General features: G+C 73.1%; 15 protein-coding genes. 4 read left to right on the top strand and 11 right to left on the bottom strand.

Annotated features, from left to right (window positions below):
* Positions 1-140: 140 nt before the first annotated feature.
* Complete coding sequence (locus tag ACIO92_RS15575) at positions 141-545, bottom strand: ATP-binding protein (protein ID WP_401237063.1); 405 nt, start codon at positions 543-545, stop codon at positions 141-143.
* Between the two features lie 113 nt (positions 546-658).
* Between ACIO92_RS15575 and ACIO92_RS15580 the strand changes: the two genes are divergently transcribed.
* Both ACIO92_RS15580 and ACIO92_RS15585 read left to right on the top strand, forming a co-directional pair.
* On the top strand, positions 659-1,486 hold the full coding sequence (locus ACIO92_RS15580) for a Scr1 family TA system antitoxin-like transcriptional regulator (protein ID WP_402281823.1): 828 nt from the start codon (positions 659-661) through the stop codon (positions 1,484-1,486).
* Entirely contained in the window at positions 1,483-1,785 is a 303-nt protein-coding gene (locus ACIO92_RS15585; RefSeq protein ID WP_402281821.1) for a DUF397 domain-containing protein, read from the top strand. The genes ACIO92_RS15580 and ACIO92_RS15585 overlap by 4 nt, the downstream gene beginning before the upstream one ends.
* Positions 1,786-1,950: 165 nt before the next feature.
* Here the strand turns inward: ACIO92_RS15585 and gatB are convergent, their stop codons facing one another.
* The 9 genes from gatB to ACIO92_RS15630 form a co-directional block, all read right to left on the bottom strand.
* Positions 1,951-3,462: an Asp-tRNA(Asn)/Glu-tRNA(Gln) amidotransferase subunit GatB gene (gatB, locus tag ACIO92_RS15590; protein ID WP_402057906.1), complete on the bottom strand. Its 1,512-nt coding sequence runs from the start codon at positions 3,460-3,462 to the stop codon at positions 1,951-1,953.
* A 26-nt stretch (positions 3,463-3,488) separates the two neighbouring features.
* Entirely contained in the window at positions 3,489-3,734 is a 246-nt protein-coding gene (locus tag ACIO92_RS15595) for a hypothetical protein (protein WP_351788572.1), read from the bottom strand.
* Positions 3,731-5,227 (bottom strand): Asp-tRNA(Asn)/Glu-tRNA(Gln) amidotransferase subunit GatA, encoded by a 1,497-nt coding sequence (gene gatA / locus ACIO92_RS15600; protein ID WP_366442173.1) that lies wholly within the window; start codon positions 5,225-5,227, stop codon positions 3,731-3,733. The genes ACIO92_RS15595 and gatA overlap by 4 nt, the downstream gene beginning before the upstream one ends.
* A gap of 5 nt (positions 5,228-5,232) precedes the next feature.
* Complete coding sequence (gene gatC / locus ACIO92_RS15605) at positions 5,233-5,529, bottom strand: Asp-tRNA(Asn)/Glu-tRNA(Gln) amidotransferase subunit GatC (RefSeq protein WP_366442174.1); 297 nt, start codon at positions 5,527-5,529, stop codon at positions 5,233-5,235.
* Between the two features lie 93 nt (positions 5,530-5,622).
* Positions 5,623-7,743 (bottom strand): EAL domain-containing protein, encoded by a 2,121-nt coding sequence (locus tag ACIO92_RS15610; RefSeq protein WP_366442175.1) that lies wholly within the window; start codon positions 7,741-7,743, stop codon positions 5,623-5,625.
* A gap of 355 nt (positions 7,744-8,098) precedes the next feature.
* A complete protein-coding gene (gene ligA, locus ACIO92_RS15615; protein ID WP_401237060.1) occupies positions 8,099-10,279 on the bottom strand; it encodes an NAD-dependent DNA ligase LigA in 2,181 nt (726 codons plus the stop codon).
* Between the two features lie 31 nt (positions 10,280-10,310).
* Positions 10,311-11,309 (bottom strand): methionine synthase, encoded by a 999-nt coding sequence (locus ACIO92_RS15620; RefSeq protein WP_366442177.1) that lies wholly within the window; start codon positions 11,307-11,309, stop codon positions 10,311-10,313.
* Positions 11,306-12,010, bottom strand: a complete 705-nt coding sequence (locus ACIO92_RS15625; protein WP_366442178.1) for an SDR family oxidoreductase — start codon at positions 12,008-12,010, stop codon at positions 11,306-11,308. Before ACIO92_RS15625 ends, ACIO92_RS15620 begins: the two co-directional genes overlap by 4 nt.
* Before the next feature lie 7 nt (positions 12,011-12,017).
* Positions 12,018-12,554: a TIGR00730 family Rossman fold protein gene (locus tag ACIO92_RS15630; protein WP_366442179.1), complete on the bottom strand. Its 537-nt coding sequence runs from the start codon at positions 12,552-12,554 to the stop codon at positions 12,018-12,020.
* Between the two features lie 97 nt (positions 12,555-12,651).
* Between ACIO92_RS15630 and ACIO92_RS15635 the strand changes: the two genes are divergently transcribed.
* Positions 12,652-13,497 carry an alpha/beta fold hydrolase gene (locus tag ACIO92_RS15635; protein WP_401237059.1) on the top strand — a complete coding sequence of 282 codons (846 nt, stop codon included), beginning with the start codon at positions 12,652-12,654 and terminating at the stop codon, positions 13,495-13,497.
* A gap of 507 nt (positions 13,498-14,004) precedes the next feature.
* Here the strand turns inward: ACIO92_RS15635 and mnmA are convergent.
* The gene (mnmA, locus tag ACIO92_RS15640; RefSeq protein ID WP_402057902.1) at positions 14,005-15,129 is read right to left on the bottom strand and encodes a tRNA 2-thiouridine(34) synthase MnmA; all 1,125 of its coding nucleotides are present in this window, start codon (positions 15,127-15,129) and stop codon (positions 14,005-14,007) included.
* A gap of 61 nt (positions 15,130-15,190) precedes the next feature.
* On the opposite strand from mnmA, the gene ACIO92_RS15645 reads away from it, so the two are divergent.
* Entirely contained in the window at positions 15,191-15,886 is a 696-nt protein-coding gene (locus ACIO92_RS15645) for an N-acetylmuramoyl-L-alanine amidase (RefSeq protein WP_366442341.1), read from the top strand.
* Positions 15,887-16,356 lie beyond the last annotated feature (470 nt).

Genomic DNA, 16,356 nt, shown 5'->3' on the forward strand with positions numbered 1-16,356 from the left:
CGTCATGGCCCCGCACGGTGGCACGGACCCTCACCCTAGCGCCGGGCGCTCCGTCACCCCCGGGTGCGCACGCCGTACGACGGAGGACGTACGCGCATACGTACGGGCCGACGGGCCGTGACGGGAGTCGTCCGTCGCCCCTACGAAGTGCCCCCGGCGTCGGTGAACTCGCACCAGACGACCTTGCCGGGGTCGCGCGGGCCCACGCCCCAGCGGTCGGCGAGGGTGTCGACGAGGAGGAGGCCCCTGCCCGACTCCCCGGAGGGCTCGCGCACGGCCGGGGTGCCTTCGCCGCTGTCGTGGACCTCGACGCGGAGGGGGCCGGGGCGCTCCAGGTAGAGGTGGAGCCGGTAGCCGCGGCCCGGCGGGACGCCGTGGCGGAGGGCGTTGGTGACGAGCTCGGTCACGCACAGGAGTACGTCGTCCGTACGCACGTCCAGTCCCCAGTCGGCCAGCGCCTTGCGGGTGAAGTCGCGGGCGAGGGGCACGGATCGGCGCTCACGGCGGTAGAACGCCTCGCGGAACAGGGGGATCTGGTCGCTCATGGCGCTCACGGTGGCGTCTCGCGCCCCACGCGCCCCAGGACACCGACCCGTACAAAATCTCTGTACGGGTCCGAGACGCGTCGAGCGGGTACGCGGCGGGGAAGGCACCGCTCATGCAACGCGGCACGAATTCCAGGAAGAAGGTCCCGTCGTGGGAAGTGGTCGGCGCCCTCGTGGCGCTCTACCGGAGACAAGCGGGGCTGACCCAGCCCCAGTTGGCCACCCAGGTGTGCGTGGCGCTGGAGACGTTGGGGTCGATCGAGCAGGGGCGGCGGGCGCTTCGGCTGGGGCTCGCGGGTGAACTGGACGGCATCCTGAACACCGGCGGCGCGCTGGCGGTGGCGGTCGGGAAGGCACCGAAGAAGGAGCGGTTCCCTGCGTTCGTCCAGGAGTTCATCGAGCTGGAGGCGCAGGCGCTCTGCCTTTGCTGGTACGAGAACGGGGTCGTCCCGGGGCTGCTCCAGACACCGGAGTACGCCCGCGCGGTCTTCGACTGCCTGTATCCGCCGATCACCCCGCAGGAGGCGGAGGAAAGGATGCTCGACCGGCTCGACCGCCAGGCGATCTTCAAGCAGAAGCCCTGGCCTCCGATGATGTCCTTCCTCCTGAACGAATCCGTTCTGGAGCAGCCGATCGGTGGCCGTGAGGTACTGCGGGGACAGCTCCTCCACCTGCGCCAGATGGCCGAACTCCCCTTTCTCGGACTCCAGATCATCCCGAAGACCCGGACGAAACACGCGGGACTCGCCGGGCCTATGGTGCTGGTGGAAACGCCCGACCACGAGCACGTCGCCTACATCGAGGGGCAGCGGGTCAGCTTCCTCATCGACGACCCCGACGAGGTCGGCATCCTCCAGGCCAAGTATGGAATGCTGCGGTCACAGGCCCTGACGCCCGAGGACACCATGGGCCTGCTGGATCGTCTGGCAGGAGTGACATGAGCGCAGCAGCACTTTCGTGGTTCAAGTCCAGCTACAGCAGCGACGAGGGCGGCGCCTGCCTCGAAGTCGCCTACGACTGGCGCAAGTCCAGCTACAGCGGTGACGAGGGCGGCAACTGCCTCGAAGTCGCTTACGACTGGTGCAAGTCCAGCTACAGCGGCAGCGAGGGCGGCAACTGCGTGGAGGTGGCCGCCCACCCCGCCGCCGTGCACGTCCGGGACTCCAAGCTCGGCGAGACCAGCCCCGTCTTCACCGTCTCCCCCGCCGCCTGGGACTCCTTCGTCGGCGCGGCGGTCTGAGCACGGTCCGCCCGCACGGCCGCCGCGCGCACGTCACGGCGGACACCGGCACCTCGCGTCGGCCGCCCCGCCGCGAGGTGACCCGCCCGGCCCCGCGCACGGACGAGGGGCGGTGCGGCCGTCTCACGACAGCCGTACCGCCCCTCGTCACGGGTCCCGCGAGGCTCAGCCCTCGCTGACGCCCAGCTTCTCCAGGATCAGGTCCTTGACCTTCGCCGCGTCCGCCTGGCCGCGGGTGGCCTTCATGACCGCGCCGACCAGGGCGCCGACCGCCGCGACCTTGCCGCCGCGGATCTTGTCCGCGATGGCCGCGTTGCCCGCGATGGCCTCCTCGACGGCCGCGCCGAGCGCGCCGTCGTCGGAGACGACCTTCAGACCGCGCTTCTCGACGACCTCGTCGGGGGTGCCCTCGCCCGCGAGGACGCCCTCGATGACCTGGCGGGCCAGCTTGTCGTTCAGCTCGCCGGAGGCGACCAGGGCGGAGACCCGGGCCACGTCCGCGGGCGTGATCGCCAGCTCCTCCAGGGAGACGCCCTGCTCGTTGGAGCTGCGGGCCAGCTCGCCCATCCACCACTTGCGGGCCGAGGCGGCGTCCGCGCCCGCCTCCACGGTGGCGACGATCGACTCGACCGCGCCCGCGTTGAGGATGGACTGCATGTCCAGCTCGGACACGCCCCACTCCTCGCGCAGCCGGTTGCGGCGCACCCGGGGCAGCTCCGGCAGGCCCTGCCGCAGCTCCTCGACCCACGCGCGGGCGGGGGCCACCGGCACCAGGTCCGGCTCGGGGAAGTAGCGGTAGTCCTCGGCGTTGTCCTTGATGCGGCCGGAGGTGGTGGAGCCGTCGTCCTCGTGGAAGTGACGGGTCTCCTGCACGATCGTGCCGCCGGAGGACAGCACGGCCGCGTGCCGCTGGATCTCGAAGCGGGCCGCGCGCTCCACCGAACGGAGCGAGTTGACGTTCTTCGTCTCCGAGCGGGTGCCGAACTTCTCGGTGCCGTGCGGGCGCAGCGACAGGTTCACGTCGCAGCGCATCTGGCCCTTGTCCATCCGCGCGTCGGACACGCCGAGGGCGCGGATCAGCTCGCGCAGTTCGGCGACGTACGCCTTGGCGACCTCGGGGGCCCGCTCGCCCGCGCCCTCGATGGGCTTGGTGACGATCTCGATGAGCGGGATGCCGGCGCGGTTGTAGTCCAGCAGGGAGTGGGACGCGCCGTGGATACGGCCGGTGGCGCCGCCGACGTGCAGCGACTTGCCGGTGTCCTCCTCCATGTGGGCGCGCTCGATCTCCACGCGGAAGACCTCGCCGTCCTCCAGCTGGACGTCCAGGTAGCCGTTGAAGGCGATCGGCTCGTCGTACTGGGAGGTCTGGAAGTTCTTCGGCATGTCCGGATAGAAGTAGTTCTTCCGGGCGAAGCGGCACCACTCGGCGATCTCGCAGTGCAGCGCGAGGCCGATCTTGATCGCGGACTCGACGCCGATCGCGTTGACGACGGGCAGCGAGCCGGGCATACCGAGGCAGGTCGGGCAGGTCTGCGAGTTCGGCTCGGCGCCCAGCTCGGTGGAGCAGCCGCAGAACATCTTGGTCCTGGTGCCCAGCTCGACATGGACCTCCAGGCCCATGACGGGGTCGTACTCGGCGAGCGCCGCTTCGTACGACAGCAGTTCAGTGACAGTCACGAGAATTCCCTCTGGTGCCTTCGGCCTCAGCCGAACAGGACGTCGTCGTCACCGAGGCGCTTCAGCTCGCGGACGAGGAGAGCGACGCCGGTGGCGATGGCGGCGGCGGAGACGACGGCGTCGATCAGCTTGAGCGTGTCGTGCTCGCTGCGGGCCTTGCGGGCCTGCTTGAACACGCCGAGCGCGCCGAAAGCGGTGGTGCCGATGGACAGGTACGTGCCGGTCTTGGACTTCTTGAAGCCCTTGGCCTTCTGCAGTGCACTGGTACTCACAGCGACGGAGCCTCCTCGAGCAGCGGGTGCCCCCACTTTTCCACGAAAGCGGCCTCGACGGCGGCGCCGACCTTGTACAGCCGGTCGTCCTTCATGGCGGGAGCGATGATCTGCAGGCCGACCGGCAGACCGTCCTCGGGCGCCAGGCCGCAGGGCAGCGACATGGCGGCGTTGCCGGCCAGGTTGGTCGGGATGGTGCACAGGTCCGCGAGGTACATCGCCATCGGGTCGTCGGCGCGCTCGCCGATCGGGAAGGCGGTGGTGGGGGTCGTCGGGGAGACGATCACGTCCACCTCCTCGAAGGCCTTCTCGAACTCGCGGGTGATGAGGGTGCGGACCTTCTGGGCCGAGCCGTAGTACGCGTCGTAGTAGCCGGAGCTGAGCGCGTACGTGCCGAGGATGATGCGGCGCTTGACCTCGTCGCCGAAACCGGCCTCGCGGGTGAGGGCGGTGACGTCCTCGGCGGACCGCGTGCCGTCGTCGCCGACCCGCAGGCCGTAGCGCATGGCGTCGAAGCGGGCCAGGTTGGAGGAGCACTCGGACGGCGCGATCAGGTAGTACGCCGAGAGGGCCAGGTCGAAGGTCGGGCAGTCCAGCTCGACGATCTCGGCACCGAGCGACCTCAGCAGTTCGACGGACTCGTCGAAGCGCTGCACGACACCGGCCTGGTAGCCCTCGCCGCGGAACTGCTTGACGACGCCGACGCGCATCCCCGCCACCGAGCCGTTGCGGGCGGCCTCGACGACCGGCGGGACCGGGCCGTCGATGGAGGTCGAGTCGAGCGGGTCGTGTCCGGCGATGGCCTCGTGCAGGAGGGCCGCGTCCAGGACCGTACGGGCGCAGGGGCCGCCCTGGTCGAGGGAGGAGGAGAAGGCCACCATGCCGTAGCGGGAGACACCGCCGTAGGTCGGCTTGACGCCGACGGTGCCGGTGACGGCGGCGGGCTGGCGGATCGAGCCGCCGGTGTCCGTGCCGATGGCGAGGGGCGCCTCGTACGCGGCGAGGGCGGCGGAGGAGCCGCCGCCGGAGCCGCCGGGGACCCGGGTCAGGTCCCAGGGGTTGCCGGTCGGACCGTACGCGCTGTTCTCCGTCGAGGAGCCCATGGCGAACTCGTCCATGTTGGTCTTGCCGAGGATGACGACGTCGGCGGCCTTCAGGTTCTTCACCAGGGTCGCGTCGTACGGCGGGATCCAGCCCTCCAGCATCTTCGAGCCCACGGTCGTCGGCATCCCGGCGGTGGTGAAGATGTCCTTGAGCGCGAGCGGCACACCGGCGAGCGGGCCGAGCTTCTCGCCCCGGGCGCGCTTCTCGTCGACGGCACGGGCCTGGGCGAGGGCGCCCTCGCGGTCGACGTGCAGGAAGGCGTGGACCTTCTCGTCGACGGCCTCGATGCGGGCGAGGTGGGCCTCGGTGACCTCGACGGCGGTCAGTTCGCCGGAGGCGATCCGTCCGGCGATCTCGGCCGCGGTGAGCTTGATGATGTTTTCCGTCATGGCTGTTAGTCCTCCCCCAGGATCTGCGGCACCTTGAAACGCCCCTGCTCCTGGGCCGGGGCGCCGGAGAGCGCCTGCTCGGGGGTGAGCGACGGACGGACCTCGTCCGCGCGCATGACGTTGGTCAGCGGCAGCGGGTGGGAGGTCGGCGGTACGTCTTGGTCGGCGACCTCGGAGACGCGGGCGACCGCGCCGATGATGTCGTCGAGCTGGCCGGCGAAGTGATCGAGTTCTTCGCCCTTCAGCTCCAGACGCGCCAGCCGTGCGAGGTGGGCGACCTCCTCGCGCGTGATGCCAGACATGCGGATCCTCACGGGGTGAGCTTGATGGTGTGGGCCCATCCTAGGGGGCCGGGGCCCTTGCCCGTGCCGTAGCCCTCCCCGTCCCGGACCGGGTCACCCCCGGGGCACGACCTGGCCCGAGGGGTGGTCCAGGTCGATCTGGGCCGCGATGTCGGCGGGACGGCGCCAGCCGTGCTCGCCCCGGGCGAGGAGCCAGGCGGTGGCCTCGCCGGGCGGCATCGCGGCGGCGACCAGCCAGCCCTGGACGGCGTCGCAGCCCAGGTCGCGCAGCCGCTCCCAGGTCTCGTCGTCCTCGACGCCCTCGGCGACCACGACGAGCCCGAGGGAGTGGGCGAGGTCGACGGTGCAGCGGACGATCTCGGCGTCCTCGGTGTCGATCGCGAGCCGGGCGACGAAGGAGCGGTCGATCTTCAGCTCGCTGACCGGGAGCCTGCGCAGGTGGACGAGGGAGGAGTAGCCGGTGCCGAAGTCGTCGAGGGACATCTTGACGCCGTGGCCGGTGAGCCCGTTGAGCGTGTCGGCGGCCCGCTGGGGGTCGTCCAGGAGCACGTGTTCCGTTATTTCCAGCTGGAGCGCCCCGGGGGGTACGCCGTGCCGGGCGAGCCGGGCGGCGACGGCGCCCGCGAAGCCGGGGGTGTGCACGTCGCGCGGTGAGACGTTGACCGCGACCGGGACGTCGAGGCCCTGGGCGCGCCAGCGGGCGACCTGGGCGAGGGCGGTCTCCAGGACGTACTCGGTGAGGTGCGGCATCAGGCCGGAGGTCTCGGCGATGGCGATGAACTCGTCCGGCGGGACCTTGCCGCGCTCGGGGTGGACCCAGCGGACGAGGGCTTCGAGGCCCGCGACCTGGCCGTCGAAGCGGACCTTGGGCTGGTAGTGGAGTTCGACCTCGCTCGCGTCGAGGGCGCGGCGGAGGTCGCCGAGGAGGCCCAGCCGGTCGGGGGTGTTGGAGTCGCGCTTGGACTCGTAGACCTCGACGCCGGTGCGGTCCCGCTTGGCCTGGTACATGGCGACGTCGGCGCGGCGGAGGAGTCCCTCGGCGTCGAGGGCGTGCTCGGGGAAGACGGCGACGCCCGCGCTGGCCTCCAGGACGAGGGTGAGTCCGTCGAGGTCGAGCGGGGAGGAGAGTTCGGCGACGAGGTGGCGGGCGACGCGCTGGGCGCTGGTGGTGGAGTCGGCGGTGGGGAGCAGGACGGCGAACTCGTCGCCGCCGAGCCGGGCCGCCTCGGCGCCGGGGGGCAGGGCGTGGCGGATGCGGTCGGCGATCTGGAGGAGCAGCCGGTCGCCCGCGAGGTGGCCGAGGGTGTCGTTGACCGAGCGGAAGCGGTCGAGGTCGATGAGGACGAGGGCGGCGCGGACGCCTTCGCCTTCGGCCTCCTCCAGGGCGGTCCAGGCGCGTTCCAGCAGCCACTGGCGGTTGGGGAGGCCGGTGAGGGGGTCGCGGAGCTGTTCCTCGGCGCGGGCTCGGGCTATCCAGAGGGTGGAGTCGAGGGCGATGAGGGGCACGGCGAAGAGGGGCAGCAGGACGGGCCGGGTGGCGGCGACGACGCAGATGAGGGGGGCGATGCCGAGGAGGGCGACGGCGACGAGGCCCTGCCGGAGGAGGGCGGTGCGGGCGACGGTGGGCAGGCCCCGGCCCTGCGGGGCGAGCGTGTACCACAGGAGGAGGCGGGTGACCACGAGGTAGGCGGCGGCGGCGAGGACGACGGCCGGGAGGTCCGCGATGGTCCAGTCGAGGGGGTGCCAGGGCTGTTCGACGGTGGGTACGTCGCCGAAGACGGCGAGAACCAGGGCGGCGGCGGCGACGCCGAGGATGTCGGCGGAGCCGTGCAGGAGGCCCTGGCGCCAGCGGTGGCGGCGGGCGGCGCCGACGAGGGCGACGACGGTCAGCGAGACGAGTCCGGCGGGCACCCAGCCGTACAGCAGGAGGACGGCGAGGGTGAGGGCGGCGGAGGAGCCGGTGCCGCCCCACCAGCGGTCGCGGCCGAGGGCGACGAGGTGGCCGACGATGAGTCCGGTGAGGACGGCGAGGGACCAGCCGGGGGTGTCGCCGGGGAAGAGTCCGTGGCCGGTGCTCAGGGCCCGCTGGAGCCCGACGGCGAGCAGGACGGCGGCGGCCCCGACGACGGCCATGGGGAGCCGGGAGGTGAGGCCCGGGGGTTCGGTGTGTCCGTGCTGCCGTGGCACCCTGGCGGCGCTGTCGGTCGGTTCCATTCCCGTCCCTCTCACAGGCGGCGGTGCCGTCGGTGTGCGATGGGCCGCAGTGAGGCGGCCGTTCGTCGTCCGGCGGTCCGTGGGGAGGGCCGCCGCCGGGCGGCGGCCGTTCCCGGTGGTACGGGGCCGGTGTCCTGGCACCGCGGACGGCGGAACCCTCGCCCGGCCGTGCGGACCGGACGCACGGTCACCACACTAGGCCGCCGAGGGCTTCGGCGGGCAGCGCTCTTCCTCTCTTGCCCGAATGCGGCCGGGCCACCCGTAACGATCTGGTATGCGCCGGACGGGTGGCCCGATGGGCCGTGCGGGGGCCCGCGCGGGGCGTCCGCGCGGGTCACCCGGGAGGGGGCGGGTGCTACTCGGGGACGGGCTGGGCGGCCTCCCGAGCGGCCTCGGGTCCCTGTTCGAGCAGGATCGTGAAGCCGTCCTCGTTCAGAACCGGAACCTTCAGCTGCATCGCCTTGTCGTACTTCGAACCAGGGTTTTCACCGACGACCACGAAGGCGGTCTTCTTCGAAACGGAACCGGTCACCTTCGCTCCGAGGCTCTGGAGCGACTCTTTTGCGCCATCCCTGGTGAACTTCTCCAGGGTGCCGGTCACCACGACCGTGAGCCCCTCCAGCGGGCGGGGGCCCACGTCCTCCCCCGCGCCCTCGTCCTCCAGGGCGACCCCGGCGGCGCGCCACTTCCGCACGATCTCGCGGTGCCACTCCTCGGAGAACCACTGCTTCACGGCCGCCGCGATGATCCCGCCGACGCCGTCGACGGCGGCCAGCTCCTCCTCGCTCGCCTGCTCGATCCGCTCCAGGGAGCGGAACTCCCTGGCCAGCGCCTCGGCCGCGACCGGGCCCACGTGCCGGATGGAGAGCCCGTTGATGAAGCGGGCCAGCGGGCGCTCCTTGGCCGCCGCGATGTTCTCCAGCATCGCCAGGGCGTTCTTCCTCGGCTCGCCCTTCTGGTTGGCGAAGACCGTGACGATCTTCTCCTCGCCGGTCTTCGGGTCCCGCTTGGGCAGTCCGCTGTCCGGGTCCAGGACGTACGCCTTGATCGGCAGGAGGCGCTCGATGGTCAGGTCGAACAGGTCGCCCTCGTCGACGAGCGGCGGCTCGGCCGGTTCGAGCGGGCGGGTCAGCGCCGCCGCCGCCACCGCGCCGAAGTTCTCGATGTCCAGGCACTGCCGGCCGGCCAGGAAGAACAGCCGCTCCCGCAGCTGCGCCGGGCAGGTCCGGGCGTTGGGGCAGCGGAGGTCGATGTCGCCCTCCTTCATCGGCTTCAGCGGCGTCCCGCACTCCGGGCACTCGGCGGGCATCACGAACTCCCGCTCGCTGCCGTCCCGCAGGTCGGCGACCGGCCCGAGGATCTCCGGGATGACGTCACCGGCCTTGCGCAGCACGACCGTGTCGCCGATCAGGACGCCCTTGGCCTTCACCACCTCCTGGTTGTGGAGGGTGGCGAACTCGACCTCGGAGCCCGCCACGGTCACCGGCTCCACCTGCGCGTACGGGGTGACGCGCCCGGTCCTGCCGACGCCGACCTTGATGTCGATCAGCTTGGTGTTGACCTCTTCCGGCGCGTACTTCCAGGCGATGGCCCAGCGCGGGGCGCGGGCGGTGGAGCCGAGCCTGCCCTGGAGGGGGATCTCGTCGAGCTTCACGACGACGCCGTCGATCTCGTGCTCCACGGAGTGCCGGTTCTCCCCGAAGTACGCGATGAACTCCCGGACCTCGTCGAGCGAACCGACCACCTTGTTGTGCCGGGCGGTGGGCAGGCCCCACTCGCGCAGCAGCTCGTAGGCGTGGGAGAGGCAGTCGATGGCGAAGCCCTCGCGGGCGCCGATGCCGTGCACCACCATGTGCAGCGGGCGGGTGGCGGTGACCTTGGGGTCCTTCTGGCGGAGCGAACCCGCCGCCGCGTTGCGCGGGTTGGCGAAGGGCTTGTCGCCCGCCTCGACCAGGCGCGCGTTGAGCCCCTGGAAGTCCTCCATCGGGAAGTAGACCTCGCCGCGGATCTCCACGAGGTCGGGGACGCGGTCCCCGCTCAGCCGCTCCGGGATGTCGGCGATGGTCCGGACGTTGGGCGTGATGTCCTCGCCGGTGCGGCCGTCGCCCCGGGTCGCGGCGCGGGTCAGCCGCCCGTGCTCGTACGTCAGGTTGACCGCGAGGCCGTCGACCTTCAGCTCGCACAGGTAGTGGAAGTCGGGCGTGCCGACGTCCCTGGCGACCCGCTCGGCCCAGGTGGCCAGTTCCTCGTCGTCGAAGGCGTTGTCCAGGGAGAGCATCCGCTCCCGGTGCTCGACGGCGGCGAAGCCGGTCTCGTACCGCCCGGCGACCTTCTGGGTCGGCGAGTCGGGCGTGCGCAGCTCCGGGTACTCCTCCTCCAGGGCCTCCAGGGCGCGCAGGAGCCGGTCGAACTCGGCGTCGCTGACGACCGGCTGGTCCTTCACGTAGTACCGGAAGCGGTGCTCCTCGACCCGCTCGGCCAGGTCGGCGTGCTTCTCCCGTGCCCCGGCGGGCAGGGCCCCCTGTTCGACTGTCACCTTCGCCGTCCTCCCGTGCCTCGAAACCCGGTCACTCTGGGTTGTCCGCGAGCGATCTCGCCGCCCGGACGCAGTGGGCGAGCGCCGCACGGGCGTACGCGGGCGAAGCACCCGCGAGACCGCACGTGGGCGTGACCACCACGGAATCCGCGAGAGTCCCCGGATTCAGCCCGAGCCTGCGCCACAGCGTCCTGACACCCATGACGCTACCCCCCGGGTCTGACAATGGACCGTCGGTGGACGGCACCACACCGGCGAAGAGCGTGGTGCCCGCTTCCACGGCCTCCCCGATCGTCTCCTCGTCACGCTCGGTGAGCAGCCCGAAGTCGAACGAGACTCCGGCGGCCCCGGCCCTGCGGAGCAGCGCGAACGGCACCTCGGGGGCGCAGGAGTGGACGACGACCGGTCCGTCGCCGACCGCGACCAGCTGGCGCAGGGCGCTCTCCACGACCTGCCGGTCCACGGCCCGGTAGGTGCGGTAGCCGCTGGCCGTACGGACCTGTCCGCGCAGGACGGCGGTGAGGGAGGGTTCGTCGAGCTGGAGCACGGGCCGGGCCCCGGGAATCCTCCGGCGGAGTTCCGCGAGGTGGTCGCGGAGGCCCTCGGTGAGCGAGCCGAGGAGGTCGCGGCAGGCGCCCGCGTCCCTGAGGACGGCCTCGCCGCCGCGCAGTTCCAGGGCGGCGGCGAGCGTCCAGGGGCCGACCACCTGGACCTTGAGCGGGCCCTCGTAGCCCTGGGTGAACTCCTCCAGGGCGTCGAGGTCCTCGCCCAGCCAGGAGCGGGCGCGCCGGGTGTCGCGCCCCGGGCGGTCGCTGATCCGCCAGCCGCTCGGCTCCACGTGCGCGTACAGGTCCACGAGCATCCCGGTCGTCCGGCCGATCATGTCGGCGCCGGGTCCACGGGCGGGGAGTTCGGGGAGGAACGGGAAGTCCTCGAAGCTGCCGGTGACGGTCTTCGCCGCTTCGCGGGCGTCTCCGCCGGGCAGCGAGCCGACGCCGGTCGCCGGGCCCCAGGGCTTGGTGTCGGTCACGAGCGCCGTCCCGGACGGACGGTGACGTCGTTGATCTCCGCGTCGCGCGGGAGGTCGATCGCGGTGAGGATCGCCGTCGCCACCGACTCGGGGTCGATCCACCGGGCGGGGTCGTACTCCTTGCCCTCCTGGGCGTGCACCTTGGCCTGCATGGGGCTCGCGGTGCGGCCCGGGTAGACCGAGGTGACCCGGACGCCGTGGGCGTGCTCCTCGTGGCGCAGGGAGTCGGCGAGGGCCTTGAGGCCGTGCTTGGAGGCGGCGTACGCGCCCCATTCGGCGTGCGCGGCGAGCCCGGCGCCGGAGTTCACGAAGACCACGTGGCCCTGCGAGAGGCGCAGTTGGGGCAGGAAGTGGCGGGTCAGCTCGGCGGGGGCGACCAGGTTGACGTTCAGCTGGTGGTGCCAGGTCCTGGGGGTGAGGTCCCCGACCGCGCCGAGGTCGACGACGCCCGCGATGTGCAGCAGCCCGTCCACCCGGTCGGGCAGGCTCTGGTGCGAGAACGCCCAGGCCAGCCGGTCCGGGTCGGCGAGGTCCCCGACGAGCGTGCGCGCGCCCGGGAACAGCGCGGCCAGTTCCCTGGCGCGTCCCGCGTCCCGCGCGTGCAGTACGAGCTCGTCCCCGCGCGCGTGGAGACGGCGTGCGACGGCCGCGCCGATGCCGGAACCCGCTCCGGTGATCACATGTGTAGCCATGGCCCCCATGCTCGCATCAGCGGGCGCCGATCTCCGCCTCCAGACGGGCGAGGGCCGAGGGGCCGTCCTCGGCGAAGAAGACCAGGTCGGCGAGCGGGACCGGGAGGAAGCCCTCCTCCTCCATGCGGCGGAACTGGGCCCTGAGACCGTCGTAGAAGCCGTCGGTGTTGAGCAGGACGACGGGCTTGCGGTGCTTGCCGTGCTTCTTCAGCTCCAGGATCTCGGTGGCCTCGTCGAGGGTGCCGAGGCCACCGACCATGATCACGATCGCGTCGGACCCGGCCAGGAGGAGGGCCTTGCGCTCGGCCAGGTCCCGGGCGACGACCATCTCGGCGCCCGGACGGGCCTTGTCGGCCAGGAAGTCGACGGAGACGCCGACGAGCCGCCCGCCGGCCTCCTCGACGCCGTCCGCGACGACCTTCATCAGACCGGTGTCGGAGCCGCCCCAGACCAGGGTGTGGCCGGACCCGCCGAGGAGGCGGGCGAAGTCGCGGGCGGGGGCCGTGTACCGCTCGTCGAGGTCGGCGGCGGAGAGGAAGACGCAGATTTTCATGGCTTCACCGTATGGCCTGACCAGCGGGTTCCAAGATTTTTTGGGAATTCCCGCCGGAGAACGATGAGTTCCGGTGAGCGGCCGGGTCTCACCTGCCATGGATGAGGTGAGCATCACGTCGAACAGGTTCGGGGGCCGGGTCGTCTCGCGGGACGGTACGGAGATCGCGTACGAGAGACACGGGGGCGGGCCGCCGCTCGTCCTGGTGAGCGGGGCCCTGGGCACGGCGGCGGCGGAACGGCCGCTCGCCGCGCTCCTCGCCCGGCGGTTCTCGGTCGTGACGTACGACCGCAGGGGGCGCGGCGGCAGCGGCGACAACGGGGCCGGGGGCCACGGGGGTCCTGGCGGTCACGGGGGTCACGGAGGTCGCGCGGGGGCGTACGCGGCGGTGGAGCGGGAGATCGAGGACCTGGCGGCGGTGCTCGCGGAGGTGGGGCCGGGGGCGGCCCTGCACGGGCTGGGGACGGGCGGCGCGCTCGCCCTCTCGGCGGTGGCCGTCGGGATGCCCTCCGGGCCGGTGTCGGTGTTCGAGCCGCCGTTCTGCGCGGCGTCGGCCGAACGGCTCGCCGGGGCCGTGGCGCTGACCTCCCTGGGGCGGCGGGACGCGGCCGTCGCGCTGCTCCTCGCGGAGTCGTCGTTACCGGCGGTGGCCTGGCCGGGCCTCGCCGGGCTCGCGCCGACCCTCGCGTACGACCTCGCGGTGCTCGGCGACGGGACCGTCCCGGAGCGGCTGTTCGCGGGGGTCCACGCGCGCGTGCTGGTGATCGACGGGGGTGCGAGCCCGGCCGGGACCCGGCGCGCGGCCCGCGCGCTGACGGCGGCGCTCCCCCGGGCCCGGCACCGTACGCTCACGGGCCAGACCCACGAGGTGGGGCCGCACGTCCTGGCCCCGGTCCTGGCGGACTTCCACAGCGAGTCCCGGGAGCCGGTGGGGCTGCTGTGACCGCGTTCCGCCCCGGGGCGCGGGGCGGAACGACGGGCACGGGTGCGGGGCGCGGGTGCGGGGCGCGGGTGCGGGGCGCGGGTGCGGTGGATCGGGCGGTCATGGTCGGGGCCGCCGCCGTACAGGGCGGTCGCGGTCGGGGCCGCCGCCGTACAGGGCGGTCGCGGTCGGGGCCGCCGCCGTACAGGGCGGTCGCGGTCGTCCGAGGCGGTCGCGTCGGGCCGCCGCCGCCCGGGAGCGGTCATGGTCACGGGCGGGACCGCCGCCGTCCGACTGCGGTCGCGGTCGAGGCCGCCGCCCGTTCGGGGACGGCCGACCGGAGTCGGCGTCACGGCCCTCGCCGTCCCGTACGCGGAGGGGGCCACCGGCACGGTCACCGTCCTCCGCCCGTGCGGCCACCGGTGACCGGCTCAGGGCCCCCGGCCCTCCGTCCGGGCGGGCGACCCGCCGGGGGCGCCGTCCGGGCGTCCGGGCCGCGCCGGGGGACGGGGTCGCGCCGGATCCGGGTTACGCCGGGGCGGGCGCCTGGCGGCGGGTCGTCGCCGCGATCGTCGCCGAGCCGACCACGCGCGTGCCGTCGTACAGGACGATCGCCTGGCCGGGGGCGACGCCCCGGACCGGCTCGTCGAAGGCGACGCGCAGTTCGCCGTCCTCCATCGCCGCGCTCACCGGCGTCTCGCCGCCGTGGGCGCGCAGCTGGGCGGTGTAGCGGCCCGGGGCGTCCGGGGCGGTGCCGCACCAGCGGGGCTTGATCGCGGTGAGCGCGACGACGTCGAGCGCCTCGGCGGGGCCGACCGTCACCGTGTTGTCCACGGGCGAGATGTCGAGGACGTAGCGCGGCTTGCCGTCGGCGGCCGGGTGGCCGATCCGCAGGCCCTTGCGCTGTCCGATGGTGAAGCCGTACGCGCCGTCGTGGGAGCCGATCGTCGTGCCCGCCTCGTCGACGATGTCACCCTCGGCCTTCCCGAGCCGGGCGGCCAGGAAGCCCTGGGTGTCCCCGTCGGCGATGAAGCAGATGTCGTGGCTGTCGGGCTTCTTCGCGACCGCGAGCCCGCGCCGCTCGGCCTCCGCCCGGATCTCGCCCTTGGTGGTGAGGGTGTCGCCCAGCGGGAACATCGCGTGCGCGAGCTGCTTCTCGTCCAGCACACCGAGGACGTACGACTGGTCCTTGGCCTCGTCGGAGGCGCGGTGCAGCTCACGGGTGCCGTCGCCGGTCTCGACGACCGTGGCGTAGTGGCCGGTGCAGACCGCGTCGAAGCCGAGGGCGAGCGCCTTGTCGAGGAGCGCCGCGAACTTGATCTTCTCGTTGCAGCGCAGGCAGGGATTGGGCGTCCGCCCGGCCTCGTACTCCGCGACGAAATCGTCCACGACGTCCTCGCGGAACCGCTCGGCGAGGTCCCACACGTAGAACGGGATGCCGATGACGTCGGCCGCCCGGCGCGCGTCGCGCGAGTCCTCGATGGTGCAGCAGCCACGCGCGCCCGTGCGGAAGGACTGCGGGTTCGCGGAGAGGGCGAGGTGCACACCGGTCACGTCGTGACCGGCTTCGGCGGCGCGGGCGGCGGCGACGGCGGAGTCCACTCCGCCCGACATGGCGGCGAGGACGCGGAGGGGGCGCGGATTCTGAGTCATAGCACCACCAGGGTACGGGGCCGTGGGAACCGGAATCACGGTGGTGAGCGTTCTCGGTGGCATGGGGAGCAAGGGGAACGGGAGTTCGGCCGGTTCGGGCCGTCGGGTGGGGCGGCGCGCCCTGCTGGTCGGCGGCGGCGCCGCCGTGGTGGCCACGGCCGTACTGGCCTCGGAGGAGCTGGCGCGCACCTGGTGGCGGCTGCCGGGGATGCAGCGCAAGCGGATCGACGGCGAGATAGACCACAAGGGCGCCGAGTGGACCTCGGCGGCGCGGGCGAACTGGCGGCGGGCCGACCGGCCGGACGACTACACGATCGACCGGGTCGTGATCCACGTCGTGCAGGGCAGCTACGCGACCGCGCTCCAGGTCTTCAAGAACCCGGGGCACGGGGCCGCCGCGCACTACGTCGTCCGCAAGGACGGGCACGTGGCGCAGATGATCCGGGAGCTGGACGTCGCCTTCCACGCGGGGAACCGGGCCATGAACGAGCGGAGCATCGGCATCGAGCACGAGGGCTTCGTCGACCGGCCGCAGGACTTCACGGCGGCGATGTACGCGGGGTCGGCGGCGCTGACCGCGGACATCTGCGCGCGGTACGGGATACCCGTGGACCGGGAGCACGTCATCGGGCACGTGGAGGTCCAGGGCACCGACCACACCGACCCCGGCCCGCACTGGGACTGGGACCGCTATCTGAAGCTGGTGCGGGAGGCCCGGCGGAAGCTGGAGCGGGAGGCGTCGCGGAAGCCCGTGTGAGGCCGGGGGACGGCTTCTCGCGGAAGCCCGTGTGAGGGGGCGGGGGGACGGTCTCCGGCCGGAAGCCGTGTGAGGCCGGGGCCGCCGGGTGCGCACCGGGACGCCGCCGCGCGGGCGGTACCGGGCCGCGCCTCCGGGGACGGGGGCCGTTCGGTGCGCTCCGGGACGTCGGGGCTTCCGGCGGGCGGGGTACGGCTCCGCGCGGGCGGGGTGCGGCTTGCGCGCGGGGAGGGCGGGGTGCGCCGGGGCCACGGCCCCGCGTGGTCCCGGTCGGGCCGGTCCACCGCCCGCGCCCCCGGGGGAGGCTCGGCGGCGCGCACGGGCGGCACCGGGGCCGCGGCGGTCACTGCGGGGGCACTCAGGCGCAGGCACGCACGCGCGGCACCGGGCCGTTCACCCGGCGCCGGAGCCGTCCGGGGCGATCAGGGGGCCCGGGGCACCGGCGGTGTCCTGCGGGGGCGTCCGGGGCC

Origin of the sequence: Streptomyces sp. NPDC087215, assembly GCF_044744885.1 — a bacterium.
Classification (GTDB): Bacteria; Actinomycetota; Actinomycetes; order Streptomycetales; family Streptomycetaceae; genus Streptomyces.